The following is a 14727-nucleotide window of genomic DNA, read 5'->3' on the forward strand; positions in this document are numbered from 1 at the left end:
CCCTTAATAGGGCAAACCGACATAGTTTTCAGCCAGCGCGGTCGACGCCGCTTGCGAATGCACGAGATAGTCGAGCTCGGCTTCCTGGATGCGCTGGCCGAACTCGCCCGTATCGGGAAAGCGGTGCAGCATCGTCGTCATCCACCAGGAGAAGCGCACCGCCTTCCACACTCTGGCCAGCGCCTTGGCTGAATAAGCGTCGAGCCCGCTTGGTGATTTGTCCAGATAGAATTCGCGAAGCCCGGCAAAGAGATAGCGCACATCGCTGGCGGCGAGGTTGAGCCCCTTGGCGCCCGTCGGCGGCACGATATGGGCGGCGTCGCCGACCAGGAACAGCCGGCCGAAGCGCATCGGCTCGGCGACGAAGGAGCGCAGCGGCGCGATTGATTTTTCGAAGGACGGGCCGGTAACGACCGCGGCTGCGGTCTGTTCCGGCAGGCGACTGCGCAATTCGTCCCAGAAGCGACCGTCGCTCCAGGCGTCGACCTGTTCGTCAGCCGGGACCTGCACATAGTAGCGGCTGCGATGCGTCGACCGCATCGAGCACAGCGCAAAGCCCCGCTCATGGTTGGCGTAGACCAGTTCGTGATCGGCCGGCGGCACTTCGGCCAGCACGCCGAGCCAGCCGAAGGGATAGGTCCGCTCGAAGGTTTTCAGCGCCCGCCCAGGCGCCGATTTGCGGCTAACGCCGTGATAGCCGTCGCAGCCGGCGATGAAGTCGCAGTCGATGCAATGGCTGACGCCGTCCTTGTCGTAGGTGACGTAGGGCGCTTCGCCATCGAAACCATGCAGCGCGACGTTGGCCGCCTCATAGACGGTGGTCAGCCCGGCCGCCTCGCGCTTGTCCATCAGATCGTGCGTCACTTCGGTCTGACCATAGACGGTGACATGCTTGCCGCCGGTCAGTGCCGTGAGGTCGAGCCGGTGCAGGCCGCCGCCGAACGCAAGCGAGATGCCGGCATGCAGCAGGCCCTCGGCATGCAGCCTTACAGCTGCGCCCGCCTCTTCGAGCAACTCGACGGTGCCTTGTTCGAGCACCCCTGCCCGCACCCGGCCAAGCACATGCTGCCGGCTCGAACGTTCGAGGATCACCGTCTCGACACCAATGGTGCCGAGAAGCTGGCCAAGCAGCAGCCCGGACGGTCCGGAGCCGACAATGACGATCTTTGTGCGCATCAGTGTCCCAGGCTTTCGATCTGTCCGGCGAGTTCGGCGGCGAGCCGTAGCGCAGCCGCGGTCGCTATCGCCATTTGCGGCAAGAGCAGCCATTCCAGCGTCCAGGCAGCACCGGAGCGCTCCTGCTCATGCACCAGCGCCTGGTGCATGCCGGAAAGCTGGGTGGCGTTGAAGCGCGCCAGCGTCACCAGCACTTCCGCCTTCACCGGGTTCTGCTTGTGCGGCATGGCCGACGAGCCGCCACCGCCGGACAGCTTGATGTCGGTTCCACCTTGCGCCATCAACGCAACGTCCTGGCCGAATTTGCCGAGGCTGCCGGTGACAAGCGATAGCAGCCCGGCGAATTCGGCCAGCGCATCGCGCTGGCTGTGCCATTGCGGCGCATCGCCAAGGCCGAGTTTTGCGGCAAGGGCTGCGCGCACCGCAGGCCCCTTGTCGCCGAGCTTCTCCAGCGTGCCGGCAGCGCCGCCGAACTGCACCACGAGCAGACGCTTGGATTGCTCCGACAGTCTCTGCTGATGCCGTTGCAGCGGCGTGCGCCACACCGCCACGCGGTCCGACGCCTGAATTGGGATCGCCGGCTGCATGCGCGTCATCGCTGTCAATGCACGGCTGCCAAAACGTTCTTCCAGCCTCACCAGCCGCAGAATGTTTTCAGTCAGCAGCAGGTCGAGATGTTCAATGAGCCGGCGCAGCCGAAGCACCAGGCCAGTGTCGATGACGTCCTGGCTGGTTGCGCCGAAATGCACGCCGGCGTCGTGCGGCGCGCCGACCGCTGCCTTCAACTGGCGCACCAGTTCGGGCACGATCACGCCATCCTTCGCCACACCGGCCCGCAGCCGCGCGGTGTCCGGCTTGTATGACAACAGGACAGGTATAATCGCCGCGGCGGCATCCGTGCCGATAATCCCGCTTTCGGCTTCCGCTTGCGCCAGCGCGCGCTCGAAATCGAGCATGGCGGCGATTTCCCCATCCACCGAAAAATGCCGAGCCGCCTCCTCGTCGCCAAGCAGGCCGGAAAGCAGCGGATGGTCGAAGGGCGATACGGTCATGTGCTGGTTTCCTCCGTCAGCTGTCGAAGAAGACCGTTTCCTTCTCCCCCTGGAGATGGACGTCGAAAATATAGTCGTCGCCTTGCCGCTCGGCGATCAGCGTCGGCACGCGCACCTTGTGCTCGATGCGGGCCAGGATCGGATCCTCGGCATTGGCCTTGGCCTCGTCGGAGAAATAGAGCCGCGTGTGGAGGCCGATATTGATGCCGCGGGCGACGATCCACAGGCTGATATGCGGCGCCATCAGCCGGCCGTCGCCATACGGCACGCGTCCCGGCTTGATCGTCTGAAAACTGCACAGGCCGGTTTCCATGTCGGTCGGCTGACGGCCCCAGCCCTGAAAATCCGGATCGGCATCGCCGCGCAATTCGGCCGGCGAATTGTAGAAGCCATTGGCATCCGCTTGCCAGATCTCGATCAACGCATCCCTGAGCGGCGTGCCGGTGCCGTCGAGCACGCGGATGCGCAAACCGATGCGCTCGCCCTTGGTCTTGTCGTTGAGCATCGTCGCGCCGAGGTCTGTCGGATAGACGCCGCCGATACCACCGAAATTCGGCGTCAGCCCGATATGCACGTAGGGCCCGGCGGTCTGCGACGGGCTCTCCTTCAGCCGGGTCAGCGATTGCGCCATCAATTGCCCTCCGGCCGGTTTTCGAACAGCGCGGCGCGGCGCCCGCGCAGCACGATGTCGAACTTGTAGGCGCGCGCGTCGAACGGGATCGTCGCCTGCATGTCGAGCGCCGCGACCAGCGTCTCAACGGCCGCCTTGTCACGGATACCGCGCACGATCGGGCACCGCCAGATCAGCGGGTCGCCCTCGAAATACATCTGCGTGATCAGCCGCTGTGCGAAGCCGTGGCCGAACACCGAGAAATGGATGTGCGATGGCCGCCAGTCATTGGGCCCGTTCGGCCAGGGATAGGGACCGGGCTTCACCGTGCGAAAGGCATAGCCGCCATCGGCATCGGTGATGGTGCGGCCGCAGCCGCCGAAATTCGGATCGAGCGGCGCGAGATAGCCGTCCTTCTTGTGGCGGTAACGGCCGCCTGAATTGGCCTGCCAGAATTCGAGCAGCGCGCCGGAGACGCCCTGGCCGCGCTCGTCGAGCACGCGGCCATAGACGATGATACGCTCGCCGATTGCGCTCTCGCCGGGCTTGGCGAAGTTGTGGATCAGGTCATTGTCGAGTTCGCCGAGCATGGCGTGGCCGAACACCGGACCGGTGATTTCGGACGCCGTGTTGTCGAAGGCCAGCAGCGCCTTTTGCGGCGAGCGCAACACCGACGTCTTGTAGTCGGGCGTCAGCGCCGGCGGATGCCAGCCACGGTCGCGCTGGAAGAAGGCTCCGCTCTCGGGCCTGCGGTTCGAGCCGGCATCAGCTGGCATGGCCAGCCCTGCTTCCGTCCATTTCCGAAAACACCTCCTTGGCGATCCTGAAGGCGCGGTTGGCGGCCGGCACGCCGGCATAGATCGCGACATGCAGGAACGCTTCGCAGATATCGTCGCGCGACGCACCGGTGTTGGCGGTGGCGCGCACATGCATGGCGACCTCTTCATCATGGCCAAGGGCCGCCAGCAATGCCAGCGTCACGATCGAGCGTTCGCGCCTGCTGAAGCCCGGACGCGCCCACACAGTGCCCCAGGCTGCCTCGGTGATCAGCTCCTGGAACGGCCGGTCGAAATCGGTGACGGCATCCTCGCTGCGATCAACATGAGGGTCGCCGAGCACCGAGCGCCTGACGGTCAGCCCGGTCTGGTATCTGGTTTCGTTTTTGGGCAGTTCATCCATGGGTCTGCTTTCTCAGGGGAAGCGCCGCGACGAAATCGCGGATGAGGGTGGTCAGCGCCTTGGGCTGTTCGACGCAAGGGATGTGCGCGGCGTCACGAATGATTTCGAAATGTGCGCCTGGGATCAGATCGGCCAGCCAGCGGACGAGATCCGGCGGCGTCGAGCCGTCCTGGTCGCCAACGACGCAAAGCGTGGGTACCGCGATCCCCTGCGCGGCCTCGGTGAAATCGGCATCGCGCACCGCGGCGCAGGTGCCGATATAGCCGGCGACGGCTTGCCGGGTCATCATGTTCCAGTAGCCGTCGAGCTCGGCGACACGGTCCGCGTGGAAGGCAGGCGTAAACCACATTTTGAGCACGGCATCGGCGATGGCCTGGATGCCTTTGCTTTCGACCGTTTCGATGCGGGTGTTCCAGCTGTCGGCAGTGCCGATCTTGTGGGCGGTGTCGCACAGGATGAGGCCGTCGACGATTTCGGGGCGCCGGGCATAAAACCCTTGCGCAATCAGGCCGCCCACCGACAGGCCGCACAGCACCGCATTGTTCAGTTCGAAATGATCGATCAGGCCCGACAGATCATCGACATGCTCGTCGATCGAGCTGACGCCACCAATGTCGGACAGGCCATGGCCGCGCTTGTCGTAGACCAACGCAGGCATTTCACCACCCAGTTCGGACAACACCTCGTCCCAGATGCGGAAGTCGGTGCCCAGCGAATTGATGAACACGATCGGCCGCGCATTTCCCTTCGCCTTGATGTGGCGATGGTGCAGCGTGATGCCGCCAATGTTGACGAATGGCACGATTTCGATCCTCCGTGTTCACATTGCACAAGGCATTTGGTTTGGTAAAATGATATTTTACGCCGTTTCATTAACTGCTAGGTTATGAGAACATGTCCGAAAGCCGCATAAGGTTCCGTCACCTGCAGGCATTCCTTGAGGTAGCGCGGCAAGGCAGCGTGGCGAGGGCGGCCGACTTTCTCCATGTCAGCCCACCGGCCGTGACCAAGACGTTGCGCGAACTGGAGGAGGCGCTTGGCATCGCTGTCGTCGAACGCGACGGCCGCGGCATCAGGGTGACGCGGCTTGGCGAAATCTTTCTCGGCCATGCCGGCACGGCGATCACGGCACTGAAGCGCGGCGTCGATTCCGTCCGCCAGGACGGCGCCATCAACCGGCATCCGATCCGCATCGGCGCGCTCCCGACAGTGTCGGCCAAGGTGATGCCACGCGCCATAAGCCTGTTCCTGAGTGAAAATACCGGTGCTGCGATCAAGATCGTCACCGGCGAGAACGCGGTCCTGCTGGAACAGTTGCGCGTCGGTGCGCTCGATCTCGTCGTCGGCCGGCTTGCGGCGCCGGAAAACATGACCGGCTTCTTCTTCGAGCATCTCTATTCCGAACCGGTGCTGTTCGTGGTGAGGGCCGGCCATCCGCTGCTGCAGCCGGGCCAGGACATCTTCGCCCGGCTCGATGAATTCCCGGTGCTGATGCCGACGCGGGAGTCGGTCATCCGCCCGTTCGTCGACCGCCTGTTCATCACCAACGGCATGACGGCGCCTGCGACCGAGATCGAGACCGTCTCGGATTCCTTCGGCCGTGCCTTCCTGCGCCAAAGCAATGCGGTCTGGATCATATCGACAGGCGTCGTCGCCAACGAACTCTCCAGCGGCGCCTTCGTCGCCTTGCCCGTCAACACCGAGGAAACCAAAGGGCCGGTCGGCCTGACGATGCGGACCGACACTGCGCCTTCGCCGGCCTTCACCATCCTGCTGCAGACAATTCGCGAGGCGGCCAGCCAGAACGCCTGAGCACCTTTCGCCAATCTGGCGCAGAGCGGGCCTTCAGCCGTATTTCCATAACCTGTTGGTTAACGAAACACCGCAAAATATCATTTTACCAAACCAAACACCTAGGGCACTGTGACGATGGGAGGATCGAAATCGTGCCGTTATCGGCATTGGCGGCGTTCCGCTGCCGCCTCAAGGCCTGCCGGGGCGATCTCCGATCTTAAGAACGGGCGGCATCGATTTTGAGCAGGCCGGCGGTGACCTCCAGGTGCCGTCAGGAAAGGGAGGAATACCAGCATGACCTCAAGCAAATCCGGCGTCTCGCGGCGCCAGTTCATCGCCACATCGCTCGCCGGCGGCGCGGCACTTGCGCTCAGCCGCGGCCAGGCATTCGCGCAGGCCGCCGACACGCTGAAGGTCGGCTTTGTCAGCCCGCGCACCGGGCCGCTCGCCGGCTTCGGCCAGACCGACGGCTATGTGCTCGATCTCGCCCGCAAGGCGCTCGCCAACGGCCTCGACATCGGCGGCAAGAAATACAGTGTCGAGATCATCGACCAGGACACGCAATCCGACCCGTCGCGCGCCGGCCAGCTCGCCAAGGACCTCATCAACAACCAGGCCGTCGACCTGATGCTGGCGGTGTCGACGCCGGAGGTGATCAACCCGGTCGCCGACGCCTGCGAAGCCGCCGGCGTGCCTTGCCTCTCCACCGTCATGCCGTGGGAGGCCTGGTATTTCGGCCGCGGCGCCAAGCCCGGCGAACCCTCGCCGTTCAAATGGACCTATCATTTCGGCTTCGGCGTCGACGAGTTCTTCCGGACCTACATCTCGCAATGGAACCTGATCGAGACCAACAAGAAGGTCGGCGTTATGTATCCCAACGACGCCGACGGCAATGCCATCCGCACCCATCTGGCGCCGTTGCTGGCAAAGCAGGGTTTCACCATCGTCGATCCCGGCGCCTACGAGACCGGCACCACCGACTATTCCTCGCAGATCGCGCTGTTCAAACAGGAAGGCGTCGAGATCTTCAACTCCTTCCCGATCCCGCCGGACTTCGCCGCCTTCTGGCGCCAGGCCGCGCAGCAAGGCCTGATCAAGCAGATCAAGATCTGCCAGGTCGCCAAGACCGGACTGTTCCCATCCGACATCGAGGCGCTCGGCGATCTCGGCAACAAGATTTCGAGCGCCGCTTACTGGCACAAGGCCTTCCCCTACAAGTCGCCGTTGACCGGCGTGTCGGGAACCGAACTGGCCGACGGCTATGAGGCCGCAAGCGGCAAGCAGTGGACGCAGCAGCTCGGCGCCTCGATGTCGCTGCTCGACGCCGGCTTCGAGGCGCTGAAGGCAAGCACCGACGCCAAGGACAAGGCGGCCGTCGCCAAGGCGCTGAGCACGCTCAACACCGAGACCATGATCGGCAAGGTCGACTTCACCAGCGGCCCGGTCGCCAATGTCTCTCCCGGCCCGATCATCGGCACCCAATGGGTGGCGGCCAAGGAAGGCGGCAAATTCCCGCTCGACTACGTCGTGACCGAGAACGCCACCGACCCGAAGGTTCCGGTCGAGGCCAAGCTCCAGCCGTATAACAGCTGACGGTCGGTTACGGGGATCGCATCGTGAACGGTTCAGCAAACGCCGCGATCCTCCGCGCTGCCGGCATCCAGAAACGCTTCGGCGCGCTGGTGGTGCTCGACGATGTCGACTTCGCCATGAATGCCGATGAGGCCGTCGGCATCGTCGGCCCGAACGGCGCCGGCAAGACGACGCTGCTCAGCATCTTGTCAGGCGCCTTCCCGCCGAGCGCCGGCACGGTCGCCTTCAAGGGTGGCGATGTGACCGCGATGCCGGCTACAGCGCGCTGTCGTCTCGGCCTGGTGCGCACGCACCAGGTGCCCAAGCCGTTCAGCGGCATGACCACGTTCGAGAACGTTTTTGTTGCCGCGTCGCATGGTGCCGGTCTCGCCCGCGACGAGGCCTATGAAGAGGCGCTGGAGTCGCTGAAACTGTGCGGCATGATGGGCGTGGCCAACCGGCGCGCCGAAACGCTCGGCCTGCTCGACCGCAAGCGGCTGGAACTTGCCCGCGCGCTCGCGGCAAGGCCTACGCTGCTTCTGCTCGACGAGATCGGCGGCGGACTGACCGATGGCGAGGCGAGCGAACTTGTCGATACCATCAAGGAATTGCGCCGCCGCAAGATCGGCATCGTCTGGATCGAGCACATCGTCCACATCCTGCTGCAGGTGGCAGAGCGGCTGATCTGTATGGACGCCGGCAAGATCATCGCCGATGGCGAGCCGCAAGCGGTGATGGCCGACCCGGAAGTCGTGCGCGCCTATCTCGGCGGAGGCCCGAAATGAGCCTGCTCGCAATCGAGAATCTGGTCGTCCGCCATGGCCTGTTGCAGGCGGTGCGCGGTGTGAGCTTTACGATCGAGCGCGGCGAAACGCTGGCGCTGGTCGGCGCCAACGGCGCCGGCAAGACGACGCTGCTGCGGGCGATCGCCGGCGCCCATGAGCCGACGGCCGGCCGCGTGCTGCTGAATGGCGCCGATATCACCGGCGTTCCCTCGCACAAGCGCGTCGGCATGGGCGTCGCGCTGGTGCCGGAAGGGCGAAAACTGTTCGTGCAAATGACGGTCGAGGAGAACCTCCTGCTTGGCAAGACCGCCGGCCGTCCCGGCGACTGGAGCGTGGAACGAGTGCTCGACACGTTCCCCAATCTGAAGCCGCGCCGCCATGCCAAGACCGGGCATCTCTCCGGTGGCGAGCAGCAGGCCACCGCCATCGGCCGCGCTTTGATGAGCAATCCCGAACTGCTGCTGCTCGACGAGGTCTCGCTCGGCCTGTCGCCGCTGGTGGTCGATCGCGTATACGCTTCGCTGCAAGGCCTGATCAGCTCCGGCACGACGATCATCCTGGTCGAACAGGACCTCAATCGCGCGCTCTCGGTCTCGGACAAGGTCATCTGCATGCTCGAAGGACGCGTCGCGCTGGAAGGCCCGAGCAAGGGCATGTCCCGCGATGAAGTGACGAAAGCCTATTTCGGTCTGCACAGAAAAAGCGCCGGGAGTGTGCCGGCATGAGCAACCAGATCGTCCAGGGCATCCTGCTCGGCGGCTACTACGCGCTTATCGCCTGCGGCCTCTCCTTCATGTTTTCGGTGATGCGCATAATCAACCTCGCGCATGGCAGCCTGGCCGTGTTTTCCGCCTACGCGCTGTGGTGGCTCGCCTCGCAATTCCATATCTCGCCCTTCGTCGGCCTGCTCATCGTGCTGCCGCTGATGGCGGCCATCGGCTGGGCGCTGCAACGCTTCCTGCTCGAGCGCAGCGCCCGTGGAGGCGCGCTGCTGCCGATCCTGACCACGTTCGGCCTCGCCATCGTCATCGACAATGCGCTGTTCGAGCAGTTCGGCGCCGACACACGTTCGCTGGCGCCCTATATCGGCAGCCTCTCCTACGATTCCTGGGAATGGCCGGGCAGCATCTATGTCGGCAAGCTTGCCGTGATCATGTTCGCCGCCGCCGTCATATTGCTTGGCGGACTGCAGCTGTTCCTCACCCGCACGTGGCTTGGCCGCTCGATCCGCGCCACGTCGGAAGATCCCGACACGGCCGGTCTCGTCGGCGTCGATGCGCGCCGCGCCAACGCCCTCGCGGCCGCCATCGCCATGGTCACGGTCGGTCTTGCCGGTGCCTTCCTCGGCATGCGCGCCACCTTCGATCCCTATACCGGCGCACCTCAATTGCTGTTCGCTTTCGAGGCGGCCGTGATCGGCGGCGCCGGTTCGCTATGGGGCACGCTGGTCGGCGGCATCGTTCTGGCGCTCGCCCAGACGCTCGGCGCGCAGATCCATCCGCAAGGTTTTCTGATCGGCGGCCATGTCGCCTTCCTGATCGTGCTGTTCATCCGGCTCTCCACCTCCGGCCTCGGCCTGTGGGGCCTGGTGCGCCTGCCCGCGAGGAAAGCATCATGAGCGCGGTTTTAAACGCCCCCGCTATCGAGCGCGGCACCTCCGCCTCGCGCATCTCGGCGATTGCGGTCGTCGTCATCATCGCGCTGCTTGGCGTCGCGCCGCATTTCCTGTCGGCCGGCGCCGTCGACCGCGTGACCGCCTTGTTCATCTATGTGATCCTGGCAGCGATGTGGAACGCGCTGGCCGGCTTCGGCGGGCTGGTTTCGGTGGGACAGCAAGTGTTCTTCGGCCTCGGCGCCTATTTCACCATCCGCCTGGCCGATGCCGGCCTCAACCCGTTCGCTTCGCTGTTCGTCTCCGCGATCATTGTCGGCGCGATCTCCTGGCCGATGTCGCTGTTCATGCTGCGGCTCAGGAACGGCGAGTTCGCCATCGGCATGTGGGTGATCGCGGCGCTCACCCATCTCCTGGTCAATCTCGACCGGCTGGTGCAAGGCGAGACCGGGACGTCGCTGATCTCGCTCAACGTCTATGACGCCGGTTCCAGGCGGGCGACGATCTACTGGCTGGCGCTGGCCGCGATGACGGCGCTGCTCGCCACCCTGTTTAGCCTGCTGCGCGGCAGCACGGGTGCGGCCATCCGCGCCATCAGGGACAATGAGGAGGCCGCGGCATCGGTCGGCGTGCGCGTCACCGGAACCAAGCGGCTGCTCTTCGTGCTCGCTGCCTTCGGCATCGGCATGGCCGGCGCGCTGTGGTTGGCCACGTCGATCACCTTCCAGCCGAAAACCTACTTCAACGTCCAGTGGACCGCCTACATGATCTTCATGGTGCTGGTCGGCGGCATCGGCACCTTCGAGGGCGCCATTCTGGGTGCGCTGCTGTTCTTCCTCATCGAGACCTGGTTCGGCGGCACCGGCGTCTGGTATCTGATCGGCCTCGGCGCCACGGCGGTGCTGTTCTCGCTGTTCCTGCCGCGCGGCGTGTGGGGAACGCTGGAGGAGCGCTTTGGCCTGCGCCTGCTACCGGTCGGCTACCGGGTCAGGCTGCCGGCAAACGCCGGCGATAGTGACGCGACGCCTTCGCCGCAAGAGGCCGCAACGCATAGTGAAAAGGCGTGACCATGCTGTTCGGCAAGACCATCCTCATCACCGGTGTCGCCTCTGGTATCGGCGCTCGCACGGCCGAACTTGCCGGCCAACTGGGCGCTGACGTGATCGGCGTCGATATGCGTGAACCGGCAGCATCGGCCGGCAGTTTCGTCAAGGCTGACATCTCATCCAAGGCCGGCGTCGACGATCTCCTCGGGCGCCTGCCGCAGCGCATCGATGCGCTCTGCAATGTCGCCGGCCTCCCCGGCAACACCGGTGCGGTGTCGACACTGGCCGTCAACTTCTACGGCCTGCGCGCGCTCTCGGAAGGCCTCGCACCCAGACTTCGTGAAGGCGGCGCCGTGGTCAACGTCGCCTCGATCGCCGGCTATGGCTGGCGCGCCAATCTCAACCGCGCGGCATCGATGGTCGGCATCGAAGGCTTTCCCGATGTGGCGGAGGTGGTCGCCGACCATCAGGTGAAGAACGAGGAAGGCTATTCCGTTTCCAAGGAGCTGCTGCTGTTGTGGACGCAGAGCGCCGCGCATCAGGACCTGTTCAGGAGCCGCGGCATCCGCGTCAATGCAGTGAGCCCCGGCCCGGTCGAGACGCCGATCCTCAAACAGTTCCGCAATGTGCTGGGCGACGCCCGCGTCGATAGCGACATCGCCCGTGTCGGCCGCGCCGGCACATCGGGCGACATCGCGCCTGTCGTGCTGTTCCTGTGCTCGGACGGCGCACGCTGGGTCAACGGCGCCAATGTGCCGGTTGACGGTGGGCTTGAAGCATCGATCAATGCCGAGGTGCTCGGCTTCTAGACCATCATCCCGAAAAGTGGGAGCCGATGTTCGGATAAGATCGTGGTCAATATAGAAAAGACGCTCCACGGCGAGCGAGGGAGAGAACAATGGACATCGGACTTCTGATCGACGGCGACAAAAGGGATGCCTCCGGCTCAGCCTCTTACGAGCGCATGGACCCGTTCACCGGCAAGCTGGCGACACGCGCTGCCGCAGCCAGCATCGCCGACGCCAATGCCGCGGTCGAAGCCGCTGCTGCCGCTTTCAAGACGTGGTCGAAGACCGGTCCGGGCGAGCGCCGCGCTTTGCTGTCCAAGGCGGCCGATGTCATGGACTCCAAGGTCGGCGAATTCACCAAATTGATGATGGAAGAAACCGGCGCGACCGGCCCCTGGGCCGGCTTCAACGTCATGCTCGCCGCCAAAATGCTGCGCGAGGCAGCCGCCATGACGACGCAGATTTCGGGCGAGGTCATTCCCTCCGACAAGCCCGGCACGCTGGCCATGGCGATCCGCCAGCCGGCCGGCGTCTGCCTCGGCATCGCGCCGTGGAATGCGCCGGTCATCCTCGGTACCCGTGCCATCGCCATGCCGATCGCCTGCGGCAACACGGTTGTGCTGAAAGCCTCCGAAATGTGCCCCGGCACACACCGGCTGATCGGCCAGGTGCTGGTCGAGGCGGGCCTGCCCAAGGGCGTCATCAATGTCGTCACCAATGACCCCAAGGACGCAGCGGCAATCGTCGAGGCACTGGTCGCGCACCCTGCAGTCAGGCGTGTCAACTTCACCGGCTCGACCAAGGTCGGCAGAATCATTGCCGAACTCGCCGGCCGTCACTTGAAGCCGGCGCTGCTCGAACTCGGCGGCAAGGCGCCGCTGGTCGTGCTCGACGATGCCGACATCGATGCGGCGGTCAATGCGGCGACCTTCGGCGCCTACATGCATCAGGGCCAGATCTGCATGTCGACCGAGCGTCTGGTCGTCGATGAAAAGGTCGCCGACGAGTTCGTCGCCAAGCTCGCCGCCCGCGCGGCGCAGCTGCCTGCCGGTGACCCGCGCGGCCATGTCGTGCTCGGTTCGCTGATCAGCGACCAAGCCGCCGACAAGATGGAAGAACTGGTTGCCGACGCCGTCGCCAAGGGCGCCAGGCTTGTGGCCGGCGGCAAGCGCACCGGAACCGTGGTCGAGGCGACATTGCTCGACCACGTGACGCCGGCGATGCGCGTCTATTCGGAAGAATCCTTCGGCCCGGTCAAGCCGGTGATCCGCGTCAAGGGCGAGGACGAAGCGGTATGTGTCGCCAACGATACCGAATACGGCCTGTCCTCGGCCGTGTTCAGCCGCGACATCCGCCGTGCCATGGCGGTTGCCGCGCGCATCGAAGCCGGTATCTGCCACATCAACGGCCCGACCGTCGGCGACGAGGCGCAAATGCCGTTCGGCGGCGTCAAGGGTTCAGGCTACGGCCGCTTCGGCGGCAAGGCCTCGATCGCCGAGTTCACCGACCTGCGCTGGCTGACGATCGAGGATCCGGGGCAGCACTATCCGTTTTGACTGCACCTTCTCTCACAGGGGGAGAAGGAAAGGAGCCCTCAGGGCCGTTGCCTGGCGAGCCAACGGATTCCCGCATCAAAACCCGGCAAGGCTCGAGTCGCGCGATCGGCGGCCCCTCCCGGAGTTGTAAATCGTTTAATCGTGGGTATTTTACCCCTCAATCACATGCCGCCGGACGGCGGCAAGCGGTTTTGGGACTACCGCAAGTGCAAAGCAAAATACGCGATACGGATCGCGCCGGGGAGGAATCGTTATGCCAAACAAGGCCCTGCCGCTGGTCATCAGCGCGCCGGAACCACGCACGCTCGACCTGATCTTCACCCCACCGCAGCTGGCGCGCCTCAAGGCGCATTACCGCGTCGTCGAGACGACGGCCGAGGGCGTGGCGAACTTGCCCGCCGACGTGCTTGCCGAAGCCCGCTATATTATCGGCCAGCCGCCGATCTCGCCCGAGACCTTGGACCAGATGCAGGCGCTGCGTTGCGTCTTCAATGTCGAGACCAACCTCATCAACAACATGCCCTATGAGACGCTGTTTGCGCGCGGCATCCATGTCGTCACCACCGGCCTCGTCTTCGCCGAGCCGGTGGCCGAGCTTGGCCTCGCCATGGCGCTCAACCTCGCCCGCAACATCGTCGATGCCGACCTCGCCTTCCGCAAAGGCGAGGAGCTGTGGGGCGGTGACGGCAATTTGACGGCGCGGCTTCTGTCCGGCGCCGATGTCGGCATCATCGGCTTCGGCGACCTCGGCCGTGCGCTCAACCGACTGCTGTCGGGTTTTCGCACCCGCACCAAGGTCTTCGACCCTTGGCTGCCGCCGTCTATCCTGATCGACAATGGGGTGAAGCCGGCCTCGCTGGACGAGGTGCTGACATCAAGCGATTTCGTCTTCGTCGTCGCTTCGGTGACCTCGGAGAACCAGGGTTTCCTCGGCGCTGAGGCCTTTGCAAGTATGCGCAAGGGCGCCGCCTTCATCCTGCTCAGCCGCGCCGGCGTCGTCGACTTCCCTGCCCTGATGGCGGCGGTGAAAAGCGGCCACATCGTCGCCGCCAGCGATGTCTTCCCTGAAGAGCCGCTGGCGCAGGACCATCCGGTCCGCACGATCCCCGGCTTCCTGCGCTCCGCCCACCGCGCCGGTGCGCTTGACATCGCCTTCAAGCGCATGGGCGACATGGTTCTGGAAGACATGGACCTGATCGACCGCGGCCTGCCGCCTCTGCGCTCCAAGCGCGCCGAGCGCGAGACGGTGTCAAGGATGCGTTCGAAGCCGGCGGACAGGAACTAGTTGTCGCGATAAATCCGCCTGAGATGGATTTCGCAGTTGGGCTAAACCCTTTGTCATCGCCGCTCAGGATGACCGGGAACCTTTGACCGGTATTGGCGTTTTTCAGCCGGATCGCTCCCATTCGATCCAGACCCTACTATCGATGCCCTGCCAGGCCTAGCCGGCGGGGTATTGATTTTGAAGGCAGTCGGGCTGTGGGAGGCTTGGCCTACTCCAAGGAGGCTCGTCACGATTCGCGTCGGTGGCGGTCCTTTTTATTCACTCCCGAGCAA

The 14727-nt window shown here is 64.6% G+C and carries 15 protein-coding genes; 9 read left to right on the plus strand and 6 right to left on the minus strand.

Annotated elements, in window-relative coordinates; translation table 11 throughout:
- Nucleotides 1-3: 3 nt before the first annotated feature.
- Genes pobA through pcaD form a run of 6 tightly spaced genes read right to left on the minus strand, consistent with a single transcriptional unit; the run spans nucleotide 4 to nucleotide 4819 of the window.
- Entirely contained in the window at nucleotides 4-1176 is a 1173-nt protein-coding gene (gene pobA, locus NLY37_RS13805; RefSeq protein WP_023712110.1) for a 4-hydroxybenzoate 3-monooxygenase, read from the minus strand.
- Entirely contained in the window at nucleotides 1176-2228 is a 1053-nt protein-coding gene (locus NLY37_RS13810; RefSeq protein WP_023741767.1) for a 3-carboxy-cis,cis-muconate cycloisomerase, read from the minus strand. Before NLY37_RS13810 ends, pobA begins: the two co-directional genes overlap by 1 nt.
- A 16-nt stretch (nucleotides 2229-2244) precedes the next feature.
- Complete coding sequence (gene pcaG, locus NLY37_RS13815) at nucleotides 2245-2859, minus strand: protocatechuate 3,4-dioxygenase subunit alpha (RefSeq protein ID WP_023741768.1); 615 nt, start codon at nucleotides 2857-2859, stop codon at nucleotides 2245-2247.
- Nucleotides 2859-3614: a protocatechuate 3,4-dioxygenase subunit beta gene (pcaH, locus tag NLY37_RS13820; protein ID WP_023685272.1), complete on the minus strand. Its 756-nt coding sequence runs from the start codon at nucleotides 3612-3614 to the stop codon at nucleotides 2859-2861. The genes pcaG and pcaH overlap by 1 nt, the downstream gene beginning before the upstream one ends.
- A complete protein-coding gene (pcaC, locus tag NLY37_RS13825; protein WP_023685273.1) occupies nucleotides 3604-4017 on the minus strand; it encodes a 4-carboxymuconolactone decarboxylase in 414 nt (137 codons plus the stop codon). Before pcaC ends, pcaH begins: the two co-directional genes overlap by 11 nt.
- Nucleotides 4010-4819, minus strand: coding sequence for a 3-oxoadipate enol-lactonase (gene pcaD, locus NLY37_RS13830; RefSeq protein WP_023691336.1), 810 nt, complete (start codon nucleotides 4817-4819; stop codon nucleotides 4010-4012). Before pcaD ends, pcaC begins: the two co-directional genes overlap by 8 nt.
- Before the next feature lie 92 nt (nucleotides 4820-4911).
- Here pcaD and pcaQ point away from each other — a divergent pair, with 92 nt between their 5' ends.
- The 9 genes from pcaQ (at nucleotide 4912) to NLY37_RS13875 (ending at nucleotide 14455) form a co-directional block, all read left to right on the plus strand.
- On the plus strand, nucleotides 4912-5829 hold the full coding sequence (gene pcaQ, locus NLY37_RS13835; RefSeq protein WP_023685275.1) for a pca operon transcription factor PcaQ: 918 nt from the start codon (nucleotides 4912-4914) through the stop codon (nucleotides 5827-5829).
- A gap of 276 nt (nucleotides 5830-6105) precedes the next feature.
- A complete protein-coding gene (locus NLY37_RS13840; RefSeq protein WP_023702148.1) occupies nucleotides 6106-7404 on the plus strand; it encodes an ABC transporter substrate-binding protein in 1299 nt (432 codons plus the stop codon).
- Between the two features lie 23 nt (nucleotides 7405-7427).
- Nucleotides 7428-8168: an ABC transporter ATP-binding protein gene (locus tag NLY37_RS13845; RefSeq protein ID WP_023691339.1), complete on the plus strand. Its 741-nt coding sequence runs from the start codon at nucleotides 7428-7430 to the stop codon at nucleotides 8166-8168.
- Nucleotides 8165-8893, plus strand: coding sequence for an ABC transporter ATP-binding protein (locus NLY37_RS13850; protein WP_023685278.1), 729 nt, complete (start codon nucleotides 8165-8167; stop codon nucleotides 8891-8893). Before NLY37_RS13845 ends, NLY37_RS13850 begins: the two co-directional genes overlap by 4 nt.
- Nucleotides 8890-9786: a branched-chain amino acid ABC transporter permease gene (locus tag NLY37_RS13855; RefSeq protein ID WP_023741769.1), complete on the plus strand. Its 897-nt coding sequence runs from the start codon at nucleotides 8890-8892 to the stop codon at nucleotides 9784-9786. Before NLY37_RS13850 ends, NLY37_RS13855 begins: the two co-directional genes overlap by 4 nt.
- Entirely contained in the window at nucleotides 9783-10847 is a 1065-nt protein-coding gene (locus NLY37_RS13860) for a branched-chain amino acid ABC transporter permease (RefSeq protein ID WP_023741770.1), read from the plus strand. The genes NLY37_RS13855 and NLY37_RS13860 overlap by 4 nt, the downstream gene beginning before the upstream one ends.
- Nucleotides 10848-10849: 2 nt before the next feature.
- Nucleotides 10850-11635: a coniferyl-alcohol dehydrogenase gene (locus NLY37_RS13865; protein ID WP_023741771.1), complete on the plus strand. Its 786-nt coding sequence runs from the start codon at nucleotides 10850-10852 to the stop codon at nucleotides 11633-11635.
- Nucleotides 11636-11724: 89 nt separating this feature from the next.
- Nucleotides 11725-13170: an aldehyde dehydrogenase gene (locus NLY37_RS13870; protein WP_023741772.1), complete on the plus strand. Its 1446-nt coding sequence runs from the start codon at nucleotides 11725-11727 to the stop codon at nucleotides 13168-13170.
- A gap of 253 nt (nucleotides 13171-13423) precedes the next feature.
- A complete protein-coding gene (locus NLY37_RS13875; RefSeq protein ID WP_023729450.1) occupies nucleotides 13424-14455 on the plus strand; it encodes a hydroxyacid dehydrogenase in 1032 nt (343 codons plus the stop codon).
- Nucleotides 14456-14727 lie beyond the last annotated feature (272 nt).

This window comes from Mesorhizobium sp. C395A, assembly GCF_030323205.1.
In the GTDB taxonomy this organism is placed as follows: Bacteria; Pseudomonadota; Alphaproteobacteria; order Rhizobiales; family Rhizobiaceae; genus Mesorhizobium.